Raw genomic sequence first — 25,298 nt, 5'->3', positions numbered from 1 at the left:
CTATTTATTCTCTAAAAGATTACGAAGAAAATTAACTTCCTGCTCTAAATCCTGATATTTATCAGTATGATTTAATTTCTCTGTCATATCATCTAATGCACATTGTCGTTGATATATTAAATACTCTATATATTTCATCCAAAGTGGTGGTCTATCTTGTTCCAATAAAGCCCCTACAGACCACAACAAGGAGTCTTCCGGTAACGATTGATAAACATCTACATATTCAGTCATACCTGTATAAGCTTCCACGCAGTCATTGCGCACGGCTAAAAATGCTGTATAGAGCTTACCAGCATCTTCTACGATAATTTCTAGAACAATAACATATCCCTTTTGAACCATATATTGACGTAATTCTTTTTGTCCATTCTGTGGTTGGAGTACATAGAACTCTAATGGTTCTGGGCCTGCATCTACAATATCTCGCATTAAAAATCCACCCATACCACAACAAATGGCGCCGTTCAACTCGCCCTTTTCTGTCACTTTAAGACCATCGCCTAAACGACAATCTACTTTATCGGCTAGTCCACAAGACTCAACATATGATCTTGCAGACTCTAACGGACCTTTATGTACATCACCGGCAATGACATATTCAGCGCGTTGACGGTTGATGAGCTCTACCGCTAAATAGCCATGATCGGTACCGATATCGGCAATGGCATGAGCCTTTGGTACGATTGAGAATACCGCTTCTAGGCGGTCCATCATAGGTCTAGGTTCCATAACTTCCTCTACTATCACTAATTATTTATTCGTAATTACTAATTCTTGATTATTTTCTTACTTATTTGTTCTCGTTTATATATGTCTAAATACAATACTATTCTGAAATAATATCTATTATGTTGCCTCAAAATGAGTTACATATAAAAATAACCGCCCTTGAAATCTCAAGGACGGTAGATATCAACATAATGGTGGGCCCACCTGGGTTCGAACCAGGGACCGACCGGTTATGAGCCGGTTGCTCTACCCCTGAGCTATAGGCCCTCAGTTAGTTTCTAGCTTATTAATTATACCGAATAGACTATTATTTAGTCAAGGCAACTCAAATCTTAAGACTGTTTCATTAGCATAAAACGGTGAATCATATGATCTTCGTTAAATACGCCTTTAGTAGTTAGTGTAGTCGTTTGGCTATCTGTAGATTTAATACCTCGTGCACTCATGCAGCTGTGAGACGATGTAATATGCACAATAACATCATCAGACCCTGTTGCTAAAGAAATTACTTCCGCAATATCTTCACCAATTTTTTCTTGTAGTTGTAAACGCTTGCAGCACATTTCAGCTATGCGGGGAATCTTAGATAAACCTATGACACGACCTTTTGGAATGTACCCAATACTGATACTCATATCATACATCAATGCCATATGATGTTCACAATGAGAGAAGCAAGTAATATCCTTTACTACTACCATTTGATTTGTATCTACAGCGAAGGTCTTACCATACATGTCTGCAATCTCAGCATTTGTATACTGAATGCCTTCATATACCTCTTCCATCATTTGAGCCACCCGTTTCGGCGTTTCTAACAAACCGTCCCGGTTAGGATCCTCACCTAATGCTTCTAACAACTGATATATAAGCGATTCTATTTTTTTTGTATCCATATTTACCCCTTTATATCAAGATTTCATCAGACCTCATATCATACCATAGAAAAGATACTGATACTATACAGCCTAACAATACTATACACCCTTTGCATCTGGATCCCAGACAAATTTATGGATTTGTAGTTGGAATCGTACATTCTGCAAATTATATGTTTTCATATAATCGATAATCGATGCCGCCTCAATCTGTCCCCATACAGGCGATACATATATTTGAGCCACTGTAGGATATTTACTAATTATGCGACGCATACAATCCAAATCTTCTGGAGAGCCAACGACAAACTTAATCAAATCACGTTCTGTAGCCACCTTGAATATATCTATATTCATAGACTCTTCGGCTAAAGAGGACGGCGTTTTATAATCGTAGGTAAACCACACATTATCTCTATGAAAGCTCGGTACAATCGTGCCATTTGTTTCAATATTGAAATCATAAGGACTATTATTAGGCCTCTCTCGTTTATCTACATCATTAATACGAGTTAAATCACTTTGACTTGATGGATTGTCTTGTATCTTTAAAGCCTTCCGACGATTTAATTCATCAATTAACTCTACAACAGCAGCTTCTTGTAATAGAGGCTCCCCACCAGTAATAGTAATGCGATGATTGCCTAAGCTTTCAATAACATCAGCCACCTCAGCTACAGTCATCTCTGTGAAAACACTATCAATGCCGTAGCTATAAGTCGTGTCGCAATAGAAACAGCGAATATTGCAATCATGGAGGCGTAAAAATGTAGTCAACAAGCCTTGCCGACTACCTTCCCCATCAATAGAGGCAAAAATCTCAATCACGTTCATAAATAGCTGTGTTCCCTTCAGATTCTTGAACCTCTACTTTAAAGCATTTTGGGCCCAATTCATCAGCAATCCATTTTGCCATATTCTCCGCAGTGGGATTAATGTCGCCTAGTACATCGTTGATATGGCGATGATCCAAGCGACCATGAATTTTTTCTTTAATAATCGTAAAGTCGATGACCATCCCGTTATGATCTAACTCTTCAGAACGAGCATGAACTGTAATAATCCAGTTATGCCCATGAAGATTTTGACATTTACTCGGATAATCTAGTTGTAATTGATGAGATGCACTCACCTCTAACCGTTTAGTAACTGTAAACATTATATCTCCTATCCATCACATAAGCTTTCAACTTATATCTATTACATAAGACTTATCGCTATTACATGAGACCCTTCTCTACTACATAAGTCTTATCATAAAATGCTTTTTATTGTAAGATATTATTATTTTTTATTATAACACAAAAGGGTTGTAATACAGTGCTATACAACACTGCATTACAACCCTTAAGAGTTTCAAAATATTATAAGAAGTCTTTGATTTTATCACGTTTACCGCGGTTGCGCAATTTAGTAAGCGCTTTACCTTCAATCTGACGAATACGTTCACGTGTAACATTAAAATGTTGACCAACTTCTTCCAATGTACGAGGCTTACCATCCTTCAAACCAAAACGTAAAATCAATACTTGTTGCTCACGATCAGTTAAACATGTAAATACATCTTCAATCTGCTCTTGCAATAAAATATAGCTAGCTGCATCGTCTGGAGCAATTGCATCTTGGTCCTCGATGAAGTCCCCTAAATGGGAATCTTCCTCTTCACCAATCGGAGTTTCCAAGGATACTGGCTCTTGGGCAATTTTCTGAATTTCACGCACCCGCTCTACAGTAATTCCCATACCTTCAGCAATTTCTTCTGGCAATGGCTCGCGACCTTTATCTTGCAACAATTGTCTAGAAATACGAATCAATTTATTAATTGTTTCTACCATATGTACAGGAATACGAATCGTACGAGCTTGGTCTGCAATAGCACGCGTAATCGCTTGACGAATCCACCAAGTAGCATATGTAGAAAATTTATAACCCTTAGTATAGTCGAATTTATCTACCGCTTTGATTAGACCTAAGTTACCTTCTTGGATTAAATCCAAGAACAACATACCGCGACCTACATAACGTTTCGCAATACTTACAACTAGTCGCAAGTTAGCATCTACCAATTTTTTCTTAGCCTTTTTGCTAAGTTGAATATCCTTATATGTAGCATCCTCTTGTGCACCAGCTTCGATTTGCTTAGCTAATACGATTTCTTCGTCAGCTGAAAGCAATGGTACGCGACCAATTTCTTTTAGGTACATTCGTACAGGGTCATCGATATTAACACCAGAATCAACACTTAAATCGATAGAAATTTTCTTCTCACTAGAAACTTCGTCTTCATCTTCATCTGTTTCAATTGTATGACTATCTGTATCATCTGCATCAATATCTGCCACAATCTCAACATTCAGTTTACCCAAAGTCGTATAAATATCATCTAATTGTTCCGCAGTAATTTCCGTCTGCTCATGAAGAGCATCTGAAATCTCGGATTGTGTCAACACACCGCTCTTACGGCCTTTTTCAAGAAGTTGCTCAACAATCTCCTCTATTTGACTTTTTTGTACTTTCTTAGCCACAGCGCTCTCCTTTTTAACCATTAATGATTTACTTAGACCATTCTCTAATTAAATTCTGTATTTCCTGACACTTATGTAATTCGCTAATAAACGTCGAATCTCCTGCTCGTTTTAATTGATCCGCCATAATTGAATGCGCTTTATACTGTTCACGCAATGAATGGAGTCTTATCTTGCGGATTAATGCAGGCACTTGTACCTTATATTCATCGTCACTCATGACGACCAACCTAGAGTAAATATCGTATTCTTGAGAAGATAAAACAGATTGAATTGCAGTTTCATCTAGACGACCTTCGGACTTATACAAGGTGAATAGCTTTTCTATTATACCTCGATATTCAATTTTTTCAAAGTCCTCTAATGGCAAATAGCTCATCATATGTTGTAATACTTCGCCATCGGTGAAAGCTAAGGACAATAATTTTTCCGCATCCCCCTTTGGTAAATCCTGTGTTGGCAAAGGTGTTGATGCAGTATCCACTAATTCAATTTGTCCTTTTTTCACATAATCTCTAAAGTATCTAAAAATAGTACTATTATCAAGCCATAATGGCAATGCCAATGTTTTTAAAGCATCATCTCTCTGTGTTTGACTATCTATATTTGCAATATATGGGAAAACATCTGCCATAACAGCCTGCTTACCTTCTGTATCATTTGTATCGTGTTTAATTAAAGACTCACTTAATAGATAATCAAGAGGTTTAACAGCTTTAGCAACTAACTCCTTAAATGCCTGTCCCCCATGATTACGCACATAATCATCTGGATCTTTACCGTCTGGCATGGCAAGAACACGCACCTTAAAATCCGTATTTTGCAATAATTCAATAGCCCTAGCAGCCGCTTGACGACCAGCACCATCCATATCATAAGCTAACACGATTTCTTCAGCTTGCCGCATCAAGATATGCCCATGATCTCTTGTATAAGCAGTCCCCAATGATGCGACTACATTAGTAACACCATGATTATGAGCGGATATAACATCCATATAGCCTTCTACAAGAATAGCTTGTTTTTCCTCACGAATAGATTTATAAGCCTTATCAAAGGCAAATAAGAGTTTACCTTTTTCAAAGATTGATGACTCTGGAGAGTTTAAATATTTTGGTGTACTATCATCCATAACGCGTCCACCAAAAGCAACTACTCGCCCTTTACCATCCATAATAGGGAACATAATTCTATTTCTGAAGAAGTCATAAAATTGACCCTTTTGATTCTTTCGGACAAGATTCAACTCTAAAAGAATGGAATCATCAATGCCACGCTCATGAAAGGCACGATATAACTTATCCCAACCATCAGGGGCAAAACCAAGCTTAAATGTTTCTATGGTCTCTTGTGTGAGCCCTCGCTTTTTCAAATAATCTAATCCCACTTTACCAATAGACGTTTGAGTGAGACAGTTATGGAAAAAGGTAGCCGCTAAATCAGAAGCTTCATACAGTTTTTTGCGCCTTTCATCTCTAGCTCTTTGTTCAGGTGAAAGTTTCGCCTCTGGCAATGGAATATTAGCCCGATTAGCTAGCCGCCCTAAAGCTTCTACAAAGGTTAAATGCTCTAACTCCATAAGAAATTTAATAGCATTTCCTGATGCATGGCAACCAAAACAATAATAAAAACCCTTTTCAGGGGCTACGCTAAAGGATGGCGTTTTTTCATTATGAAATGGACAACAACCCCAATAGTTCTTGCCGCGTTTCTTTAAGGCTACATGCTCGGATACAACTGACACGATATCATTAGCATCTTTGATTTGTTCAATCAGTTCATTTTCAAAATATCGGCTCATAGCCAACGCCTCCTTCCCCATATATATATATTAATTCTATATACAAATAAAAAATCCTCTATTTGTAAAGCATTTTAATCAATTAAATTATAAAAAAATATAAAAAAGCTTGATACGAATCATAGGAATCATCATCTACAACCCAATATACATGATGATTCCTATACGCCGTATATAGCAATATGTAATTACCGAAACTTTGATAACAATAGGCTGCAATGAAAACATTGCAGCCTATACTTATCGCTTATAGCATATTATTTTGCGTAATCCACAACGCGAGTTTCACGAATAATTACGACCTTAATTTGGCCTGGATATTCAAGTTCTGACTCGATGCGTTTTACGATATTCCGAACAAGTAATGTAGACTCAGCTTCATCAATCTTATCCGGTTTTACTACAACGCGAATCTCACGACCGGCTTGAATAGCAAAACATTTTTCAACGCCTTCGAAGGATTCAGCGATTTCTTCCAATTTAGATAAACGTTTTAAGTAGTTTTCTAATGTTTCTCGACGTGCTCCTGGACGGGCAGCGGAGATAGCATCAGCGGCAGCTACTAATACAGCTTCTACAGTTTGGAACTCTTCATCACCATGATGAGCACCAATACAGTTAATTACTGCTGCACTTTCACGATATTTACGAGCCACATCAACACCGATTTGAACATGAGAACCTTCAAGTTCACGGTCTAATGCTTTACCAATATCATGAATCAAACCACCTCGTTTAGCCAAAGTTACATCACAGCCTAGTTCAGCTGCCATTAAACCTGCTAAATGAGATACTTCAATGGAATGTTTCAATACGTTTTGACCATAACTAGTACGATATTTCAAACGGCCTAAAATCTTAACAATTTCAGGATGTAAGCCATGAACATCAGCTTCAAATGTCGCTTGTTCACCAGCCTCTTTAATAGTTTGGTCCACCTCTTTACGAGCTTTACCAACCATTTCTTCAATACGAGCTGGATGGATACGACCATCTACAATCAATTTTTCCAGCGCAATACGAGCCACTTCACGACGAATTGGATCGAAGCCGGAAAGAATAACTGCTTCTGGTGTGTCATCGATAATTAAATCAATACCTGTTAATGTTTCGAGTGCACGAATGTTACGGCCCTCACGACCGATAATGCGCCCCTTCATTTCATCATTAGGCAATGCCACTACGGATACGGTAGTTTCCGCTACATGGTCAGCTGCACAACGTTGGATAGCAGAGGAGATAATTTCTTTCGCTTTTTTCTCCGCTTCATCCTTAGCTTGCTGCTCCATTTCCTTAACCATAATCGCCGTTTCATGACGGATTTCTTGTTCCACATTCGTTAACAAGATATTTTTTGCTTCTTCGAACGTCATGCCAGAAATACGTTCCAATTCTGCCATTTGTTTTTCATACAAAGCTTCTACCTTTTCACGGCTTTGGGCTAAGTCAGCTTCTTTGCGATGTAAAGCTTCCTCTTTGTGCTCAATATTGTCTAATTTTTTATCCAAAGATTCTTCTTTTTGAAGAATACGACGTTCCATACGTTGAAGTTCAGAACGACGATCTTTATTTTCTCGTTCTACATCAGAACGGAGCTTATGAATTTCTTCTTTCGCTTCTAATAAAGCTTCTTTCTTTTTAGACTCAGCTGTGCGTTCACCATTTGCAATGATGCGAGCAGCCTCTTGTTCAGCTTGATTCAGTTTTCCTTCAGCAATATTTTTTCTTAAAAAATAGCCTACCCCTAGTCCAATCAGTACCATTACCACTGCAATTAGACTATACTCTAAAATTTCTTTCACCTCCTTTTTATTTCTCAAAATTGAGCTTTCATGCTCCTTTTTATGCCCTTTATGCATTAAATTATCAATTAGCCATATCATCATATAAATAAATAAGGCTATTATTAATTTTAGACTTCAAAGCCCTTTCTGTCAAGATTTTACAAGCCTACCAAGGCCTCTCAAAAAGCAGAATTTATTCATAAAAATCATTGCATACAACTTGAATTGTGCTTGTTGAGAACCCCCTGTATTTGAGAAAACTAAAAACTTTTACTCGAGGAGTCTTCTCTTCATTGAGAATAGATCCAAATTTTTTTTCTACCACCCGATAAGCAGCTTTTACCTCATCATAAGCAGAAATTTCTTGAGGAATCGCAAGTCCTCGAAGTTTCATTTTTTGCTTAATCATATAAGCACCGTATTTCTGTTCTTTCATCAAATAGGCTAATACCTGCTCAGATAAACGTTCATCATTAATGTAATCATAATCTCTAAGGCGCTCAAGGACCCTCTCAATGATAGGGTCCTCGAATTGTTTACGTCTCATTTTCTGCGTCAGCTCATAAGAACTAAGGAAGCGCTGAGCTAGGAAGCGATACGCTTGATCCATAGCAGCTTGCATCGTTTCGTCACTCATGATTATACTTCTTCAGTTACTTCTTCACCAATTACATCGATTTCTTCAGTGCCAACAGCCAATGTATCACGAATAATGCGATCGATTTCATCAGCTATTTGTGGATTCTCTAACAAGTATTGTTTAGCCGCTTCCTTACCTTGCCCCATACGTTCCCCATTATAGGAGTACCAAGCACCAGATTTATTAATAATTTCCATATTTGTACCAATATCAATAAGTGTGCCAGTTTTAGAGATACCTTCGCCATACATCAAATCAAATTCAGCTGTCTTAAATGGAGGTGCCACCTTATTTTTGACAACTTTGACTTTTGTTCGAGCGCCAACATTTTCGTTATTTGCTTTAATTAATTCCCCTTTACGAACATCAAGTCGCACGGAAGAATAGAATTTCAACGCACGACCACCAGTTGTTGTTTCAGGATTACCGAACATAACACCTACTTTTTCACGCAATTGGTTGATGAAGATAACAACTGTTTTGGATTTACTGATGATACCAGTCAATTTGCGCAAAGCTTTACTCATCAAACGAGCTTGTAAACCTACGTGAGCGTCACCCATTTCACCATCGATTTCCGCTTTAGGAACCAAAGCCGCTACGGAGTCAACTACAACGATATCTACTGCACCACTGCGAACAAGAGCTTCTGTAATTTCTAGAGCTTGTTCTCCATTATCTGGTTGAGAAATCAACAAATTATTGATGTCTACCCCCAAGTTGCGAGCATATACAGGATCCATCGCATGTTCCGCATCAATAAATGCTGCAATACCACCTTGTTTTTGAGCTTCTGCTACAGCGTGAAGAGCGACTGTTGTTTTACCAGAAGATTCTGGACCGTAGATTTCAATTACACGGCCACGAGGGAAACCACCTACACCAACAGCAATATCGATAGCAAGAGAACCAGAGGAAATCACCTCTACATTCATGCGATCTGCCGCTTCACCAAGACGCATAATAGCACCTTTACCAAAATCTTTTTCAATTTGTTTTAACGCGTTATCCAACGCTGCTTGTCTGCCATCTACAGCCATTATTTTATTTCCCCTTTTCTGTTATATAAGTATAAACATAGTATAGTGCTAGTTCTGCCGCACTTTGTCTAATATCTTCTCGATTGCCAATTAAATTAGCTTTATGGGCCACTGTGCCATATGGACCAGTAACACCAAACCATACAAGACCAACAGGCTTTTCTCGAGTACCACCTCCAGGACCAGCTATGCCTGTCGTAGAAACAGCATATGTTGTTTGGCCAACAGTTCGTGCCCCCTCTGCCATAGCCTTAGCCACTTGTTCACTAACAGCGCCATACGCATCTAACATATCTTGTGGTACACCTAAAACACGATGTTTCACATCATTACTATACGAAATGACACCACCCATATAGTACTCACTACTGCCACTGACATTAGTCAGTAATTTACCAACCAATCCTGATGTACATGATTCAGCAGTACTAATAGTACTATGTTCCTCTAACAAGGTTCGACCTAATGTTTCCTCCATAGAAATTGTTAAGTTGCGCCCTATGCGAGAGCCTAAGCGTTCTCGTATGATTGCATCCCAAGGATTAAGCAGGTCTTGTGCCGCTTCTAATGTTTCAGCCTTAGCAGTGATACGAACCTCAATGTAGCCTTTTTTAATGAGCAAAGCTATGGTCGGATTAGATTGCTTCTTAATTAGATCCATCAAGGTGCTTTCTAAATCAATTTCACGAATATCATATACGCCATAACGATAGGATGTAACAACACCTTGAGAACCAAATCGGCCATTTAAATAAGGAACTACGCTCTCTTGGAACATGCCCTTCATTTCTCCAGGAGGTCCAGGTAAAAGTATGTACGTAGTGTCGCCATCTTCAACGACTACACCGGGAGCAACTCCAACAGGGTTATATAATACCTTTGCCCCTTTTGGTAATTGTGCTTCTCGCCGACTCGCATCAGGTATAGTACGGTTTACACTTTTAAAGAATCTTTCAAGCTCATCCATGGCCTCTTGATTAAATACAATAGGTCTGCCAATTGAATCGGCAAGTACATTACGTGTAATATCGCCCTGCGTAGGTCCTAGCCCACCAGTACTAATAATAATATCAGCCCTTGTACTAGCGAGCTGAAAAACTTCAGCCATTCGTTTCGGATTATCACCTACCACCGATTGATGGGCAATGGTATATCCTAGTTTATTCAACTCTTGTGCTAGCCATGATACATTCGTATTTACTGTATCACCTAACAATAATTCTGAACCTGTAGAAATAAGTTCTACAATCATCAGATCACCTCCACAATCGAATATATCGAACTGTGCATTATTCTACAACTGTAGCTACTACATCATAAGCAAAGCCTTGCTCTACTTGTACCTTAAGAATATCACCAGGTTGAATGTCTTCACCGCAGTCTTCAATGTACATATTACCATCTACATCAGGTGCTTGAGATTTCAATCGACCTTTTGCAAGCAATGTGTTATTCTCGCCTTCTTCGATTTCCTCTACCATCGCATAATCAATGGTACCTTCTAAATTGCGATTATTCTCTTCAGAGATAGCAGCTTGGATGGACATAAGAACGTGATAACGCTCTTCTTTGACCTCTTCTGGTATTTGGTCTTCACGAGCACCAGCTGGTGTACCATCCTCTTGAGAATACGTAAATACGCCCATATTATCGAATTTGATTTCTTTTACAAAGTCACAAAGTTCCTCAAATTGTTCATCTGTTTCACCAGGAAATCCAACGATGATAGAGGTGCGCAATGTAATATGAGTCGGTGCATTTCTAATCTTCTTAAGCAAGCGCTCAATATCATTGCGATCGTCTCGGCGATTCATTTGTTTCAAAATATCGTTATTAACATGTTGCAATGGAATATCTACATATTTACAAAGCTTTGGCTCATTAACGATAATATCTAACAATTCATCAGAGAAGAATGTCGGATATAGGTATAGCATGCGAATCCATTCTATACCTTCTACAGTTGTTAATTCCTTTAACAATGTCGTCAACAATGGTTTTCCATCATTAAGGTCAATACCATAACTTGTTGTGTCCTGAGCGATAAGAACAATTTCCTTAACCCCTGTCGCAGCCAATCGTTCCACTTCAGCCTTAATAGACTCGATAGTACGACTACGGAATGCACCACGTACCTTAGGAATAATACAGAATGTACACCCGTTATTACAGCCTTCTGCAATTTTTACATATGCACTATAACGAGGTGTTGTTTGAATACGAGGCATGCGCTCATCATAGATATTCGTAATATTTTCCATGATACAACTGCGATTGCCGTGCTCAATAGCATCAACGGCTACCATAACTTGATCCCATGCACCGGTACCGATTAATGCATCAATTTCAGGAATTTCTTGGAATAATTCATCCTGATACTGTTGGCTAAGACAACCTGCTACGATGAGGCCCTTACAAGTACCATCCTCCTTATATTGGGCAACCTCAAGTATAGTATTTATAGACTCAGCCTTAGCTTTTTCAATAAAAGTACAGGTATTTACAACGATAAGATCTGCTTCGCTTAAGTCTTCTGTAATCGAATAGCCATTATCTCGCAATAAGCCTAACATTACCTCTGTATCTACTAAATTTTTAGCACAACCTAGGCTAACATATCCTAATTTTTTCCCCATTCTATATCCTTTCGTCACTAGATTCTTATTTATTTCTTGGATTTATACAACTGACTTAGTCCTTACGGAATCGTACTTGGCTAACCCAATGATTTAATAGTAACTTTTTACCTTCTAGAGTATAACCACCATTCACAGGCCATAATACTAAATCATGCCCCATAGAATCTTTTGGCTCATCCATCTCAGGATTAGTAAATATATAAGTAAAATTCTTTTCTACCATATATTTCGCCGTTTTAGAAGATAGTAACCAATTAATAAACTCTACACTATCTGCTTTATGTTTTGAATTTTTTAAAACGGCAGCACCAGTCACATAATAAGACGTACCATCTTTAGGATAAATGATCTTAATTGGATACCCATGATGACTATATTGCGCCGCATCAGACAAGTTACCAATACCAATATTTGTCTCCCCTAGCGCAGTTAGTCGTATTGGAGTAGACAAAAATTTAGCATGTTGAACCACATGGGGCTTCAAACTATACAAGTATTCAAGAGCCTCTGGTTCCCCTTTATACTCTACCATATTATATAGCAAATTGGCCGCATTCTGAGATGCTACAAAATCAGTCATAACGATAGACCAATCACCTTGTTTTCCCAATGTATCCCATGTAGTAATATATTTACCAATGCCATTATGGAAGGTATCATTCTGAACAAATACGATGGGATCATACCAAATACCAACCCAATAGCCATTTGGATCCTTTAGATTATCACGTACCTCGTCAATACGTTCATTGACGATGGGCATATATTTACCTGCATTGGCACCAATTACGAGATTATCTTCAGAAGTTAGCACCAAATCACCAGAAGTATCAGCCACTGTAGAAGCCGACCGTTGCGACATTTGTTCCTCTGTAAGAGGCATTACAGTGACTTTTACCTTTTGTTCCTCTTCATAACGCTCAGCAAGCATAGCTGTCAAAGTATTAGGTAAGTCCGTATAGACTATAATTTCACCACGAATAGGCTCTTTGGCCTGTTCTATTTGTTCTTGTTGGTAAAAGTTTATGCCATAGATCAACATTCCTACCACAAATAATGCTAAGATGCTCGGAGCAATCCATCGTTTCATATATGCCTCCCATAAGACATAAAGTATCTTAAAATGAGAGTAGCTAGAGCTACTCCCTACATGTAACGACCACCAAAACTTTTATTAGATGTACGAACTTTAGTCACATCTCTACTACGTTTTTTTCCAGTCTGGCATCGATTCCTAGATTCGCAACCTCGTTTGCCATTACGAGATTTACTAGATTGGCTAATACGCTTAGAATTTCCACCAATTGGTCGGGGTGGAATTAAACATTCTGGGCCAAAGCCAATTAAATCACGTCGATTGGCTTCTATGAGAGCCTCTTTAACAAGGTCATAGTTTTCAATATTTTTAAACTGCATCAATGCGCGCTGTTTTGCTTTATCTCTACCCTTTTTAGCAACATAAACAGGTTTTCCATCTAGTGGATTAATGCCCGTATAATACATACAAGTAGAAAGGCTACCCGGCGTAGGAATAAAATCCTGTACTTGCTCTGGGTACATATGGTGATCTCGTAAAAATTCCGCTAATTCAATAGCATCCTCTAGGGCACAACCGGGATGAGAGCTCATAAAGTACGGCACTAAGTATTGTTTCTTACCAAGCTTTTTATTTGCCTCTTCAAACCAAGACTTAAAGGTTAGGAATTCTTCTTTACCAGCTTTCCCCATCATATTGGTAACCCGTTTAGATACATGTTCTGGAGCTACCTTTAGCTGCCCACTTACGTGAAACTCGCAAAGTTCCCGCACAAAATCTTTATTGTTATCGGCTAGTACATAGTCATAACGCAAACCAGAACGAACAAATACCTTTTTTACACCTTTTAGTTTACGTAATTTACGCAGTAAAGCAATATAGTCATCATGATTTGTATTCAAGTTTTCACAAGGCTCTGGAGCCGCACAAGTACGACCTTTACACGCACCATAGACAGCTTGTTTATCGCAAGCTAGATGGCGGAAGTTTGCCGTAGGACCCCCTACATCATGAATATACCCTTTAAAATTGTCCATCTTGATCATCATGTGAGCTTCTTCAATCAAAGACTCATGACTACGATTCTGAATGATACGCCCTTGGTGATTAGTAATAGCACAGAAAGAACAACTGCCAAAGCAACCTCGTTGGCTCACAAGGCTAAATTGAACTTCGCTTAATGCTGGCACACCACCCTTATCATCGTATTTAGGATGCCACTTTCGAGTATATGGCAAGTTATAGACACCGTCCATTTCCTCCTGTGTCAATGGCAAGGCAGGCGTGTTCTGAATGAGATATCTATCACCATGCTTTTGGACTACAATACGTCCATAGAACGGATCTTGTTCATCGTATTGAATGCGGAATGCATCGGCAAAATCCATCTTATCCGCCTTAATAGCTTCATACGATGGGCACTCTACATAGTCAATGGTTGGAATTTCCTTTGCCATGTAGCAAATGCCACGTATAGATGGCAAAGACTCTTTAAATCGACCCTGATCTAAGGCATCAGCTAGTTCAACGATTTGAAGTTCTCCCATGCCATAGACGAGTACATCGGCCTTAGAATCTACTAAGATGGATCGACGCACCGTATCTGACCAATAGTCATAATGACCAAAGCGACGCAAAGACGCTTCTATACCACCAATGATAAGAGGTACATCACTGTAAGCCTCCTTCATACGGTTAGCATATACCAAGGTAGCACGATCTGGACGATGACCTGACTCACCATCTGGAGAATAATCATCTTGACGGCGAACTTTCTTTGCTGCCGTAAATTTATTAAGCATTGAATCTAAATTCCCTGCCGTAACAAGGGATGCTAGACGTGGTTTACCTAGTTTTTTGAAAGCCTCTACATCATTCCAATCTGGTTGATCTATAATGCCTACACGATAACCTTTGGATTCCAAGTATCTACCGATAACTGCAGGCGCAAAGGATGGATGGTCCACATAAGCGTCCCCACTGATGAGAACGAAATCTAATTCAGCCCAACCACGTTCCTTCATATCCGAAGGTTCTGTTACTAAAAATCTATCCATTGATTGTGTAAATGCCTTTCTATCATGCCTAATCAGATACTAGAACAGGAATAACCATAGTAAAAATAATGCCATACAAACTAAAATAATCCCTAAAATAATGCGTTCTTGTACAATAGAGCGTTGACGTTTTCGTTGACGCGTTTCTAAGGACATACGCTTTTTAGATGTTTGATATTCAACAAACTCACTTTGTACCAAATTAGGAGTTGCTTGAGCCTTCCGTCTTGTAACAGAACGTAAAGAAAAGGTATCTATGTCTCCTACTTGGCCCTGATATACTTTCACCAAGCGATCCCCATCAAGATCTAAGTAGTTACCATAATTTCGAATAAAACCTTTTACGTAGACTTGACCAGGAATGATATCATAGTTACCATCTTCGATAGCCTCTAAATAGGTTGTTTTAATGTGCAGCACTTGCTCCACATCTTTAAAGGTTAGATTACGTCTTACCCGTTCACGTCGTAATTCTTCGCCTAATTCAGCCATTTTCGTTCCTTTCTAAATCTACGTAATATTCATATAGTAATTAGCTAATTATTGCTCATCATTGGAATTAGAGAAATATCTAGCCTTAGCTTGTTCAGGGCTCATTAAAATTTCTCGAGCCTTACTGCCCATGCTAGGGCCAACGATTTTAAGGTCTTCCATTGTATCTACAAGACGTGCCGCACGGGTGTAACCTATACGGAAACGACGTTGCAACATCGATACGGAAGCTTGACCAGATTCCATAACGAGATTGACAGCTCGCTCTAATAATTCATCGCGGTAAACATCATTAGCATCATAAGATTCTTTTTCAGCTTCCTTTTCCACTTCTTGAGTTACCGTATTATCATATTCTGGTTCTCGTTGAGCTTTCACAAACTCTACAAGTTTTTCTACCTCATCATCAGAAATGAAGGCCCCTTGTACACGAATAGGTTTATTAGCACCAATCGGAGCAAATAACATATCCCCTTTACCCAATAGTTTCTCTGCTCCTGCCATATCAAGAATGGTACGGGAGTCAATTTGAGAGCCTACAGCAAAGGAAATACGGCTTGGTACATTAGCCTTAATAGAACCGGTAATAACGTTAACAGATGGCCGTTGTGTCGCAAGAACCATGTGAATACCTGCGGCACGAGCCATTTGTGCTAAACGACTAATAGATTCTTCAATATCATCAGGAGCCGTCATCATAAGGTCAGCTAACTCGTCGATAATCAACACGATTAGCGGCATAGCAGCCTTAGGATGCGCTTCATTGTAGCTCTTGATATCGCGTTTACCAGATGCAGCAAACGCCTTATAACGAGCCTCCATTTCACGAACGGCCCAACGCAATACAGCTGCTGCTTTTTTCATATCCGTTACAACTGGAGCCATCAAGTGCGGGATCCCATTGTAAATAGACAATTCAACCATCTTAGGGTCGATTAATAATAACTTAACCTCTTCCGGTTTGCGGCTAAAGAGAATACTAGAAATTAATGTATTTACACATACGGATTTACCAGAGCCAGTTGTACCAGCTACGAGCAAGTGAGGCATCTTCGCAAGATCCGTAATAACAGGCTTACCTGCAATATCCTTACCAAGACCGACAGGAATACCTCCACGAGCATCTTTAAAGTCACTGCAATCAAGTACATCGCGTAAATGAACGGCTTCTGTCGTTTTATTAGGGACCTCAATACCGATGGCAGATTTCCCTGGAATCGGAGCCTCCATACGAATATGTTGCGCTGCCAAATTGAGGGCAATATCGTCTGTTAAATTAACGATACGACTCACTTTCACGCCTGGTGCAGGTTCAATTTCATAACGTGTAACAGTTGGCCCTTGTGTAGCATTAACAACCTTTGCAGTAATACCAAAGTCACTCAATACATGTTCAAGCATCATCGCATTTTGTGCTACTTCTTCACCATTATTTTGACTCCCCTTCCCTTTCGCCAAAATATCTAGGCTTGGGAAATGGTAAGGTCTATCATAGGACCGATGAATCTGTCCATCTTTAGATACAGCTACTTGCGCCGTATCTTCTGTAGTACTAATAATGGACGGTACTTGTAACCCCATACCTGCCATACCAGCTCCAGCACTTACAGAACTTGCAGCTGCACCCGTTCCTGGCACAGCGGAGGCAATAGCACCGTGATTCGTTTCCAATGGCTCTATTGTTGTATTTTGATAAGAGAATTCTGGTTCTTTATCATCAGAATTTTCTACAATTCCAACCTCATCTGAATACTCTTCATCTGGTGTATATGCATAGTCCTCATCTGGAACATATACATAATCATCACTCGTAGTTCTATGTGTATCAGAGAATTGTTCAAAATCATCAGCTTCATAAGACTTCGCATCACCAGATGCTTCAGATATATTAGCCAATTGCTCAGCCGCACGATTACGTGCTTCTATCTCAGCCAATTCCTTCCAAGATGTAGGAGTTTTTTGTGACTCCATAGTAGTAACTGTATCTTCAATAGGATCAACATCTATAGCTGTGGTAGAGTCAAAGAGGTCTCTACCAGTAGCAATACCTTGTTTTTCTAGTGCATCTAATGCTTGATCTGCTGCATCAGCAAAGCGTGTATCTTTTTCCCTGTTATAAGCTTTACGCTGTTCTGCCGCTTCTTTACGTTGTTCATTCCAATCTTCAAACACTTCTTTTGCAACAGCAACCTTCTCAGCAGCTACCTCTTTTGCAACATCAAGGCCAACCTGTGTTTTGTCCGCAGCCTTTTGTAATCCACTACGCAAAGACAAACGTGTCACCAGTAATCCAAAAGCTATGAGTAAGAATACATCAAGAATAATAGCCCCTAGGTTACCTAATAGTGTACGAAGGAATGTAGCAATTGCGCCACCTACGAAACCACCTTGATTAGCTAGTTGCGTAGTTATGAGTTCCTGCCCCTCAGGAACTCGCCACAAGGGAACAAGAGCTAACAAAAATAGGAAAAACAAGGTCATTACAACCCCTCGTTTTGTAATGGAAATAAATGTATCCTTATATAATAATCTCCAACCTAACCAGAAAACGCATAAACAAGGAATAATACCACCTAGGCCAAAGCCATAACGGAATATACCTGTTAAAATCTGTCCTACAAGGCCGAGTTCAAAGCCAAAAAAGCCCAGAAAGGAAATCACAGCAAAGGCAATGACAATAAGGCCTTTCACTTCGCTGCGCAAAGAAAAGCTTTGCGACTTTGATTGCTGTTTTGTACTTGTTCGCTTACGGCGTGTGTTGCGTCTTTTGGTGGAAGTATTTTCTTCTGCCATAAATCTATACAAACCCCTTACTTATATAACATTACAGTAAATTAACTTATCATTATATTATAGCATATATCGTAATATTAAGTTAATTTTTACAACGTTTCTCCCAGTCGTGAAGTAACTGTTCCTCAGTCCCTCTCTTTATGCCCTTATAGTAGGTTGCATCGACTAGAGGCGTTGGTAAATACTGCTGTTTTACAAATCCATTAGGATAATTATGAGCATACTTATAAGCTTTCCCATGGCCTAATTTACTAGCCCCGCTATAGTGACTATCTTTCAAATGATCCGGTACTTGTCCACAATCCTTATGTCGCACATCAGATATCGCGGCATCAATAGCTACATAAGCAGAATTACTTTTAGGTGCGAGAGCAACATAGCACGCAGCCTCAGATAATATAATGCGCGCCTCCGGAAAACCTACCATATGAGCCGCTTGAGCTGCTGCATTTGCGAGTATGAGAGCTTGTGGATCCGCAAGACCTACATCCTCTGCTGCACAAATAACAATACGACGAGCAATGAAGTTAGGATCCTCTCCGGCTTCAATCATACGCGCTAAATAATGTACTGTTGCCTGCACATCGGAGCCACGCATACTTTTAATAAAAGCTGAAATTGTATCGTAATGACTATCACCTTTTTTATCGTATGTATATATGCGACGACCTACGACCTTTTCGAGAACTTCAATAGTAATCATCCCCTCATCAGGAACCATAGCTGCTGCTTGTTCAAGAATATTGAGAGCCATACGCCCATCGCCATTGACGAAAATCCCCACATCCTCCAGAACTTCATCGGTTACCTGTAGATGGCGTTTGCCAAGGCCTACCTCTTCATCGGTAATGGCGCGACGTAAAATTTGACCGATAGCCTTTGGTGTAAGTGCTTCTAATGTAATAAGACGCAAACGAGATAAAAGTGGTCTATTAACTTCAAAGAACGGATTCTCTGTAGTAGCGCCAATAAGAATGATAGTACCATCCTCTACACAGGGTAACAACACATCTTGTTGGCTTTTATTAAAGCGATGGATTTCATCGAGGAATAGAATTGTTCGTTGCTGTAAAGAACGAACCCGTTTTCGCGCGTCTTCAATGATAGTACGCAACTCACCAATACCAGCGTTAGTAGCATTCAGATTTACAAAATAACTATTGCTCACCTTAGCTATGATTCCGGCTAATGTAGTCTTACCCGTTCCACAAGGCCCATAAAAAAGCATAGATGGTATTGTATCCTTCTCTACCATAGCTCTCAAGAAAGTCCCCTTACCTACGGCCTTCTCTTGACCATATAAATGATCTAGTTTAGTAGGACGCATTCGTACAGGAAGCGGCTCGTATGTATTTGTAGGTGTCATATCAAACAAACTATCCATTCTATCACCTCAATTCTCACTCAGTTTAACTGTCGTATTTTCATATCTATAACTATTCAATCAAAAAAACAATTACTTCCCCGTCATAAAAGCCTAATAACATCAGTAACTCGGTAACACTGATAATATTGGCAAGACATTTATGACGTTTATGACATTTAGGACTCTTAAGATTTTAAAAAGTTTAAATTCTTACCAAAGATATATTTATAGTATATGATATTTCAGTCTATTTTTACACGCAAAAAAGCCCCACCATGCCGTAATGTACCGCGTTTTGATCCTGCAAGGGCAGGTGGGTGTCCTCCTCATCCTGCAGTTGTCCCGTAAGGGCGTAACGTTCAGACGAGAGTTCAGACTCCCAAAGTAAATGTGTTGGCTCAAAACTGCGATATCACACGCACATGGCAGGGATATCTTATACATAAATAGTATCAGAAAGATTAGCAATTAACAAGTCTTGACATTTCAAATTTAATCAATTCTTGCCTATGTTTTTACACTAAAGATTGCTCTTGTTCTTCTTCTACATCTGGTTTAATATGCAACTCTTTTAATTGCTTAGGTTCTACTTCAGATGGAGCTTGGCTCATGATATCAGAAGCAGATTGAGTTTTAGGGAATGCGATTACGTCGCGGATAGATTGACGTTTTGCCATCAACATAACAAGACGATCAAGGCCAAATGCACAGCCTGCATGAGGAGGTGCACCGTATTGGAATGCATCAAGCATGAAGCCGAATTTAGATCTTGCTTCTTCAATAGACAAACCAATTGCTTTGAATACTTTTTCTTGTACGTCAGCTTGGTAGATACGCAAGGAACCGCCACCGATTTCTACGCCATTCAATACCATGTCGTAAGCAATCGCTTTTACACTGCCAGGATCGGATTCTAATTTATCAAGATCCGCATGGCGTGGCATTGTGAACGGATGATGCATTGCAACATAACGTTTTTCGTCTTCGTTATATTCGAACATAGGGAAATCAGTTACCCATGTGAATGCCAATTTATCTTGGTCAATCATGTTCATACGGCGTGCCATTTCAAGGCGTAACTCGCCTAATGCACGTGCCACAGTTGCAGGTTTATCAGCAATCATCAATACAAGGTCGCCACCTTTAGCGCCCATTTTTTCACCAATATTGCGGATTGTATCTTCACCTAAGAACTTCATGATTTGAGACTTAATAGAACCATCTTCATTGAAGCAAGCCCACGCAAGGCCTTTAGCGCCGTAACGGTTTACATACTCAACAAGATCATCAAGTTCACGGCGAGGAATGCCAGCGTCACCAGGCACAACGATACCTTTAACTACGCCACCATTGTCGATAACAGAGCGGAAGACTTTGAATTCTGTATCTTTTACAAGATCAGTTACATCAGTAAACGCCATATCAAAACGAAGATCCGGCTTATCAGAGCCGTATTTATCCATTGCTTCGTCCCATGTAATACGAGGCATAGGCAAAGAAATTTCTTTACCTAATGCAGTTTTAAATACATGAGCAATCATCTCTTCAAGCAATGCATAAATATCTTCTTCATCAACGAAGGACATTTCTAAGTCAAGCTGAGTGAACTCAGGTTGACGGTCTGCACGCAAATCTTCATCGCGGAAGCAACGAACGATTTGGAAATATTTTTCGTAACCAGCAACCATCAAGATTTGTTTGAAAATTTGTGGAGATTGTGGCAACGCATAGAATGTACCAGCATTTACACGGGACGGCACTAGATAGTCACGAGCGCCCTCTGGCGTAGATTTAGTAAGCATTGGAGTTTCAATTTCCAAGAAATCGCGGCTATCAAAAAAGTCGCGCATTGCTTTTGTTACCTTGTGACGTAAAATCAAGTTACGTTGCATTTCAGGACGACGCAAGTCAAGGTAACGATATTTCAAACGAATATTTTCATCTACATCGATATCATCTTGAATATAGAAAGGAGGAGTTTTAGCGGAGTTCAATACGCGCAACTCTTCACAGAACATTTCGTATGCACCTGTAGGAAGGTTAGGATTAATAGCAGAATCATCACGTTTTGTAATAGTTCCACGCACGCAAAGCACATATTCATTACGAACATCCTCTGCTTTGTGGAACGATTCTACGTTGTGATCTGGGGATGCCACTACTTGTACTACGCCAGAACGATCGCGTAAATCTAAGAATATCAAACCACCATGGTCACGACGGCGTTCAACCCAACCACATAATACGACCTCTTTACCTACCTCTTGTTCAGAGATGGTGCCACAACCGTGCGTACGGTGTAAGCCTTGCATTGTTTCCATTCTAATTGTCATCCTTTCACCAAAGAAGTTATACGTTCAGCCACTGTATCAAGAGATACAGTCTCTTGTTCACTAGTATCCATGAATCGAATTATGGCTTCTTTACGAACCAATTCATCATCACCCAATATAATAACATATTTCGCATTAATTTTGTTAGCGTATTTTAATTGTGCCTTCATACTTTTGCCCTGCCCGTCCATTTCAACAGGAATATCAAGACTGCGAAGTTTTTGGCAAATTTTGAAAGCCTCTACCTTAGCCGCATCACCAAGAGCTACTACGAATGCAGATGGTTCTACAGTTGGTTCAGGCAATAGGTTTTGTTTTTCAAGAGCTAATAATAAGCGCTCCATGCCCATAGCAAAACCGATAGCTGGGGTATGCGGTCCATCGAGCTCTTCTACGAGACCATCGTAACGACCACCACCGGCTACGGCACTTTGAGCACCTAAAGGAGTATATTGTACCTCAAAGGCTGTCTTTGTATAGTAATCAAGGCCACGTACGAGACGAGGATTTAAAGTATATTGCACATTAGCTGCAGTTAAATAGGTTTTCAATTCTTCAAAATGATCATGACACTCTTCACATAAATGTTCGTGAATTTCAGGAGCACCTACGGACAAGGATTTGCATGTTTCATTTTTGCAGTCCAAGATACGCAAAGGATTTTTGTACAAACGCTCTTGGCAATCGCTACATAATTGTTCCTTTTTAGGTTCAAAGAAAGCGATTAATTTTTCTCGGTATACAGGACGACATGTTGGGCAACCTACGGAGTTTACTTCTACATTGAGGTCTTTAAGGCCAAAGTCTTTTAATAACTGTACAACCATACAGATAACTTCACTATCTACCACTGGAGATTGCGAACCTAGTACCTCTGCACCAAACTGGTGGAATTGACGATAACGACCCGCTTGCGGTTTATCATGACGGAACATAGGGCCCATGTAATACCATTTTGTGAGACCTTCTTTACCATATACTTTATTTTCTAAGTATGCGCGCACAGCAGACGCCGTATTTTCAGGGCGTAAGGTAAAGCTAGAACCACCGTCATCACCAGTGGTAAAGGTGTACATCTCTTTTTGTACTACATCTGTAGTCTCACCGATACCGCGTAAGAATAATTTAGTTTCTTCAAAGGCAGGTGTGCGAATTTCATTGAACCCATATACTTTACAAATTTCGCGCATACGTTGTTCAATATAATGCCAATGTATCATCTGTTCTGGCAAAAAGTCTTGTGTACCTCTTGGTTTTCTTATAGCCATTACACAACCTCCCAAAATCTTTCACAAATTCTATGTCGTTTCTCTAAAAGTGCATCTATCGTTTCGTGATAAACATCTACGTCTTTTGGCATATGCTGTTTAAGTTGACGATATTCAGGGGCGCGCATCCACTTGGATGAACTGCCAGGCCCCATAGATAGAATACTCTGCCGTTCTTCCATAATCTGGATATTATATTCACACGCTTTGCCAGGCAAGGTATAGCCAATATTCTCTAACTGCCCTCTCATATATTGTTGGCGATATAAATAATATGGCACATAACCAGCCGCTTCAAGACGCTCTTTACCATATTGTACCATTTCCGCCACAAGATGTTCTTCAGGAATATCATCTTCCATATGTAAATCGTACAACGGGCTACCACGTTTTAATGCTAACGTATGAATTGTAACATTTTCCGGCAGATTTTGACATACATAATCCATATTCTCTATCATGTTTAACATCGTTTGATTAGGCAAGCCTGCAATAAAATCCATATTTACGGCTAATGATGTATTGTTTTTTACATATTGTAAAAGTTCATCAATATCCCGTACACTATGGCCGCGTCCAATACGACGCAAAATATCATCTTGCATTGTTTGCGGGTTAATGCTAATACGATTCACACCTAGCGCAAGCATGGAACGTAGCTTTGTAGGATTAACAGAATCAGGTCGTCCTGCCTCTACAGTAAATTCATGACCTTCTGGTACGAGTAGAGACAACTGTTTTAGAACCTGGTGAAAGTCTTCATCCTTTAGCACTGTCGGAGTACCACCGCCCATATAGAGGGTATCTACGGTTAGATTATAAGATTGGATAATAGCTTTCATATCTTCTATATCACGGGTTAAAGCCCTTAGAAATTGACTTTTACCAGCATAATCCTGATAGAGACCATATGGAAATGAGCAATATACGCAACGCGTGTCACAGAAAGGAATACCACAATAGAGGCTTACCTTTTTATCATCTGTATCAGATAGAAATGGACGTTGATACTCGCCAATGGCCCCCAAAGTAGCAAGCTTTTCTATAGACACAGAAAACTCGTCCCGAATGTGACGAGTTGCTGCGTGGACAGAGCCATATGTATCTATATATTTATGTAGTAGCTTTGTAGGGCGCACACCTACCATGGTTCCCCACGGAGCCTCAGCAGGTAAGCCTTGATATTCACGCAAATAGCGCAACAAGGCTTGTCCAATTTGACGACGCCCCATAGAGGAAACAGGTCCTTCAAAAATCTGAACCGAATCACCAATAGTAACAGTTAATGTGTACATCCCTTCCATTTCATGCGCTTCAAGGATAACCTCTGGATGTACCTTATCAGAAAAGAGTCCTGCCGCGCCACAGTTATGAGCTACTACGGAGCCAAGTGGTAATGGCCCCGTATATAGATAACCATTAACCATGATGGGACATACGCTCAAGCTTTTCTAATTCTGCTTCAGTCATATGATTTTGGCAATCGCTACAGTAACCATATACTTTCAATTGATGATCAATGGTACGGAAGTTTAATTTCTTAGCGATAATAGACTCCAATGTTTCAAGCATGTCGTCTTCAAACTCAGATACTTTACCACATTTTACGCAAATCAAATGATGATGGAAATGAGCGAATTCTTCGTCATTTAATTCATAGCGATTACGGCCATCACCAAAATCAAGACGTTTTAACAAATCAAGTTCTGTGAAGAGATCAAGAGTTCTGTAAATTGTTGCCAACCCGATATCAGGTGCCACCTCTTTTACAAGAACATATACATCTTCAGCACTCAAGTGATTTTCATCAGCATCGATGAATGCTTGCAAAATTGTTTGACGTTGAGTTGTCAATTTGTACTTTTTGTCTTTAATGCGTTCTTTTAATTTTTCTAATGTTGTGTTCATAATAAA

20 protein-coding genes, 1 tRNA gene and 1 other RNA gene are annotated in these 25,298 nt (G+C 39.6%); all 22 read right to left on the bottom strand.

What is annotated here, in order from left to right:
- On the bottom strand, nt 1-732 hold the full coding sequence (locus tag FNLLGLLA_RS03690; protein WP_077708558.1) for a tRNA (adenine(22)-N(1))-methyltransferase: 732 nt from the start codon (nt 730-732) through the stop codon (nt 1-3).
- Nucleotides 733-924: 192 nt separating this feature from the next.
- Nucleotides 925-999, bottom strand: a tRNA-Ile gene (locus tag FNLLGLLA_RS03685).
- 65 nt (nt 1,000-1,064) lie between these two features.
- Entirely contained in the window at nt 1,065-1,628 is a 564-nt protein-coding gene (gene folE / locus FNLLGLLA_RS03680) for a GTP cyclohydrolase I FolE (RefSeq protein WP_004696390.1), read from the bottom strand.
- Between the two features lie 81 nt (nt 1,629-1,709).
- Complete coding sequence (locus FNLLGLLA_RS03675; protein WP_024061961.1) at nt 1,710-2,444, bottom strand: 7-carboxy-7-deazaguanine synthase QueE; 735 nt, start codon at nt 2,442-2,444, stop codon at nt 1,710-1,712.
- Nucleotides 2,431-2,769: a 6-carboxytetrahydropterin synthase QueD gene (gene queD / locus FNLLGLLA_RS03670; protein ID WP_012864569.1), complete on the bottom strand. Its 339-nt coding sequence runs from the start codon at nt 2,767-2,769 to the stop codon at nt 2,431-2,433. The genes FNLLGLLA_RS03675 and queD overlap by 14 nt, the downstream gene beginning before the upstream one ends.
- A 205-nt stretch (nt 2,770-2,974) precedes the next feature.
- Nucleotides 2,975-4,135 carry an RNA polymerase sigma factor RpoD gene (gene rpoD, locus FNLLGLLA_RS03665; RefSeq protein WP_004696398.1) on the bottom strand — a complete coding sequence of 387 codons (1,161 nt, stop codon included), beginning with the start codon at nt 4,133-4,135 and terminating at the stop codon, nt 2,975-2,977.
- A gap of 28 nt (nt 4,136-4,163) precedes the next feature.
- Nucleotides 4,164-5,936 carry a DNA primase gene (gene dnaG / locus FNLLGLLA_RS03660; RefSeq protein ID WP_174892257.1) on the bottom strand — a complete coding sequence of 591 codons (1,773 nt, stop codon included), beginning with the start codon at nt 5,934-5,936 and terminating at the stop codon, nt 4,164-4,166.
- 257 nt (nt 5,937-6,193) lie between these two features.
- On the bottom strand, nt 6,194-7,699 hold the full coding sequence (gene rny / locus FNLLGLLA_RS03655) for a ribonuclease Y (RefSeq protein WP_038125528.1): 1,506 nt from the start codon (nt 7,697-7,699) through the stop codon (nt 6,194-6,196).
- A gap of 214 nt (nt 7,700-7,913) precedes the next feature.
- Nucleotides 7,914-8,357, bottom strand: a complete 444-nt coding sequence (locus FNLLGLLA_RS03650) for a regulatory protein RecX (protein ID WP_004698613.1) — start codon at nt 8,355-8,357, stop codon at nt 7,914-7,916.
- A gap of 2 nt (nt 8,358-8,359) precedes the next feature.
- Nucleotides 8,360-9,400 carry a recombinase RecA gene (gene recA, locus FNLLGLLA_RS03645; protein ID WP_004696404.1) on the bottom strand — a complete coding sequence of 347 codons (1,041 nt, stop codon included), beginning with the start codon at nt 9,398-9,400 and terminating at the stop codon, nt 8,360-8,362.
- 4 nt (nt 9,401-9,404) lie between these two features.
- Complete coding sequence (locus tag FNLLGLLA_RS03640; RefSeq protein WP_156697629.1) at nt 9,405-10,652, bottom strand: competence/damage-inducible protein A; 1,248 nt, start codon at nt 10,650-10,652, stop codon at nt 9,405-9,407.
- A 37-nt stretch (nt 10,653-10,689) separates the two neighbouring features.
- The gene (rimO, locus tag FNLLGLLA_RS03635) at nt 10,690-12,036 is read right to left on the bottom strand and encodes a 30S ribosomal protein S12 methylthiotransferase RimO (protein WP_021148332.1); all 1,347 of its coding nucleotides are present in this window, start codon (nt 12,034-12,036) and stop codon (nt 10,690-10,692) included.
- 55 nt (nt 12,037-12,091) lie between these two features.
- Complete coding sequence (locus tag FNLLGLLA_RS03630; protein ID WP_008601367.1) at nt 12,092-13,129, bottom strand: ABC transporter substrate-binding protein; 1,038 nt, start codon at nt 13,127-13,129, stop codon at nt 12,092-12,094.
- 56 nt (nt 13,130-13,185) lie between these two features.
- Complete coding sequence (locus FNLLGLLA_RS03625; protein WP_156697630.1) at nt 13,186-15,132, bottom strand: YgiQ family radical SAM protein; 1,947 nt, start codon at nt 15,130-15,132, stop codon at nt 13,186-13,188.
- Nucleotides 15,133-15,171: 39 nt separating this feature from the next.
- On the bottom strand, nt 15,172-15,624 hold the full coding sequence (locus FNLLGLLA_RS03620; RefSeq protein WP_004698676.1) for a helix-turn-helix domain-containing protein: 453 nt from the start codon (nt 15,622-15,624) through the stop codon (nt 15,172-15,174).
- Between the two features lie 48 nt (nt 15,625-15,672).
- Nucleotides 15,673-18,417, bottom strand: a complete 2,745-nt coding sequence (locus tag FNLLGLLA_RS03615) for an FtsK/SpoIIIE family DNA translocase (RefSeq protein ID WP_120055405.1) — start codon at nt 18,415-18,417, stop codon at nt 15,673-15,675.
- Nucleotides 18,418-18,499: 82 nt separating this feature from the next.
- A complete protein-coding gene (locus FNLLGLLA_RS03610) occupies nt 18,500-19,801 on the bottom strand; it encodes a replication-associated recombination protein A (protein ID WP_004698739.1) in 1,302 nt (433 codons plus the stop codon).
- 245 nt (nt 19,802-20,046) lie between these two features.
- Nucleotides 20,047-20,218: non-coding RNA, 6S RNA (gene ssrS / locus FNLLGLLA_RS03605), on the bottom strand.
- A gap of 80 nt (nt 20,219-20,298) precedes the next feature.
- Nucleotides 20,299-22,104: an aspartate--tRNA ligase gene (gene aspS, locus FNLLGLLA_RS03600; protein ID WP_012864577.1), complete on the bottom strand. Its 1,806-nt coding sequence runs from the start codon at nt 22,102-22,104 to the stop codon at nt 20,299-20,301.
- A gap of 8 nt (nt 22,105-22,112) precedes the next feature.
- Nucleotides 22,113-23,384: a histidine--tRNA ligase gene (hisS, locus tag FNLLGLLA_RS03595; protein WP_156697631.1), complete on the bottom strand. Its 1,272-nt coding sequence runs from the start codon at nt 23,382-23,384 to the stop codon at nt 22,113-22,115.
- Entirely contained in the window at nt 23,384-24,811 is a 1,428-nt protein-coding gene (gene hemZ, locus FNLLGLLA_RS03590; RefSeq protein WP_120055411.1) for a coproporphyrinogen dehydrogenase HemZ, read from the bottom strand. Before hemZ ends, hisS begins: the two co-directional genes overlap by 1 nt.
- On the bottom strand, nt 24,804-25,292 hold the full coding sequence (locus tag FNLLGLLA_RS03585; protein WP_004696420.1) for a Fur family transcriptional regulator: 489 nt from the start codon (nt 25,290-25,292) through the stop codon (nt 24,804-24,806). The genes hemZ and FNLLGLLA_RS03585 overlap by 8 nt, the downstream gene beginning before the upstream one ends.
- Nucleotides 25,293-25,298: the final 6 nt, after the last annotated feature.

It is taken from the genome of Veillonella parvula (genome assembly GCF_902810435.1).
In the GTDB taxonomy this organism is placed as follows: domain Bacteria; phylum Bacillota; class Negativicutes; order Veillonellales; family Veillonellaceae; genus Veillonella.
The sequence above is the reverse complement of the archived record's forward strand: the minus strand, read 5'-3'. Positions and strand labels throughout refer to the sequence as shown.

Excerpts from the sequence above, each read along its gene's own strand:
- FNLLGLLA_RS03640 (WP_156697629.1), bottom strand. The coding sequence starts at position 10,652 with ATGATTGTAGAACTTATTTCTACAGGTTCAGAATTATTGTTAGGTGAT.
- FNLLGLLA_RS03620 (WP_004698676.1), bottom strand. The coding sequence starts at position 15,624 with ATGGCTGAATTAGGCGAAGAATTACGACGTGAACGGGTAAGACGTAAT.
- FNLLGLLA_RS03690 (WP_077708558.1), bottom strand. The coding sequence starts at position 732 with ATGGAACCTAGACCTATGATGGACCGCCTAGAAGCGGTATTCTCAATC.
- hisS (WP_156697631.1), bottom strand. The coding sequence starts at position 23,384 with ATGGCTATAAGAAAACCAAGAGGTACACAAGACTTTTTGCCAGAACAG.
- folE (WP_004696390.1), bottom strand. The coding sequence starts at position 1,628 with ATGGATACAAAAAAAATAGAATCGCTTATATATCAGTTGTTAGAAGCA.
- dnaG (WP_174892257.1), bottom strand. The coding sequence starts at position 5,936 with ATGAGCCGATATTTTGAAAATGAACTGATTGAACAAATCAAAGATGCT.
- rny (WP_038125528.1), bottom strand. The coding sequence starts at position 7,699 with ATGGTACTGATTGGACTAGGGGTAGGCTATTTTTTAAGAAAAAATATT.
- FNLLGLLA_RS03615 (WP_120055405.1), bottom strand. The coding sequence starts at position 18,417 with ATGGCAGAAGAAAATACTTCCACCAAAAGACGCAACACACGCCGTAAG.
- FNLLGLLA_RS03630 (WP_008601367.1), bottom strand. The coding sequence starts at position 13,129 with ATGAAACGATGGATTGCTCCGAGCATCTTAGCATTATTTGTGGTAGGA.
- rimO (WP_021148332.1), bottom strand. The coding sequence starts at position 12,036 with ATGGGGAAAAAATTAGGATATGTTAGCCTAGGTTGTGCTAAAAATTTA.
- FNLLGLLA_RS03625 (WP_156697630.1), bottom strand. The coding sequence starts at position 15,132 with ATGGATAGATTTTTAGTAACAGAACCTTCGGATATGAAGGAACGTGGT.
- hemZ (WP_120055411.1), bottom strand. The coding sequence starts at position 24,811 with ATGGTTAATGGTTATCTATATACGGGGCCATTACCACTTGGCTCCGTA.
- FNLLGLLA_RS03610 (WP_004698739.1), bottom strand. The coding sequence starts at position 19,801 with ATGGATAGTTTGTTTGATATGACACCTACAAATACATACGAGCCGCTT.
- aspS (WP_012864577.1), bottom strand. The coding sequence starts at position 22,104 with ATGGAAACAATGCAAGGCTTACACCGTACGCACGGTTGTGGCACCATC.
- FNLLGLLA_RS03585 (WP_004696420.1), bottom strand. The coding sequence starts at position 25,292 with ATGAACACAACATTAGAAAAATTAAAAGAACGCATTAAAGACAAAAAG.
- FNLLGLLA_RS03675 (WP_024061961.1), bottom strand. The coding sequence starts at position 2,444 with ATGAACGTGATTGAGATTTTTGCCTCTATTGATGGGGAAGGTAGTCGG.
- recA (WP_004696404.1), bottom strand. The coding sequence starts at position 9,400 with ATGGCTGTAGATGGCAGACAAGCAGCGTTGGATAACGCGTTAAAACAA.
- FNLLGLLA_RS03650 (WP_004698613.1), bottom strand. The coding sequence starts at position 8,357 with ATGAGTGACGAAACGATGCAAGCTGCTATGGATCAAGCGTATCGCTTC.
- queD (WP_012864569.1), bottom strand. The coding sequence starts at position 2,769 with ATGTTTACAGTTACTAAACGGTTAGAGGTGAGTGCATCTCATCAATTA.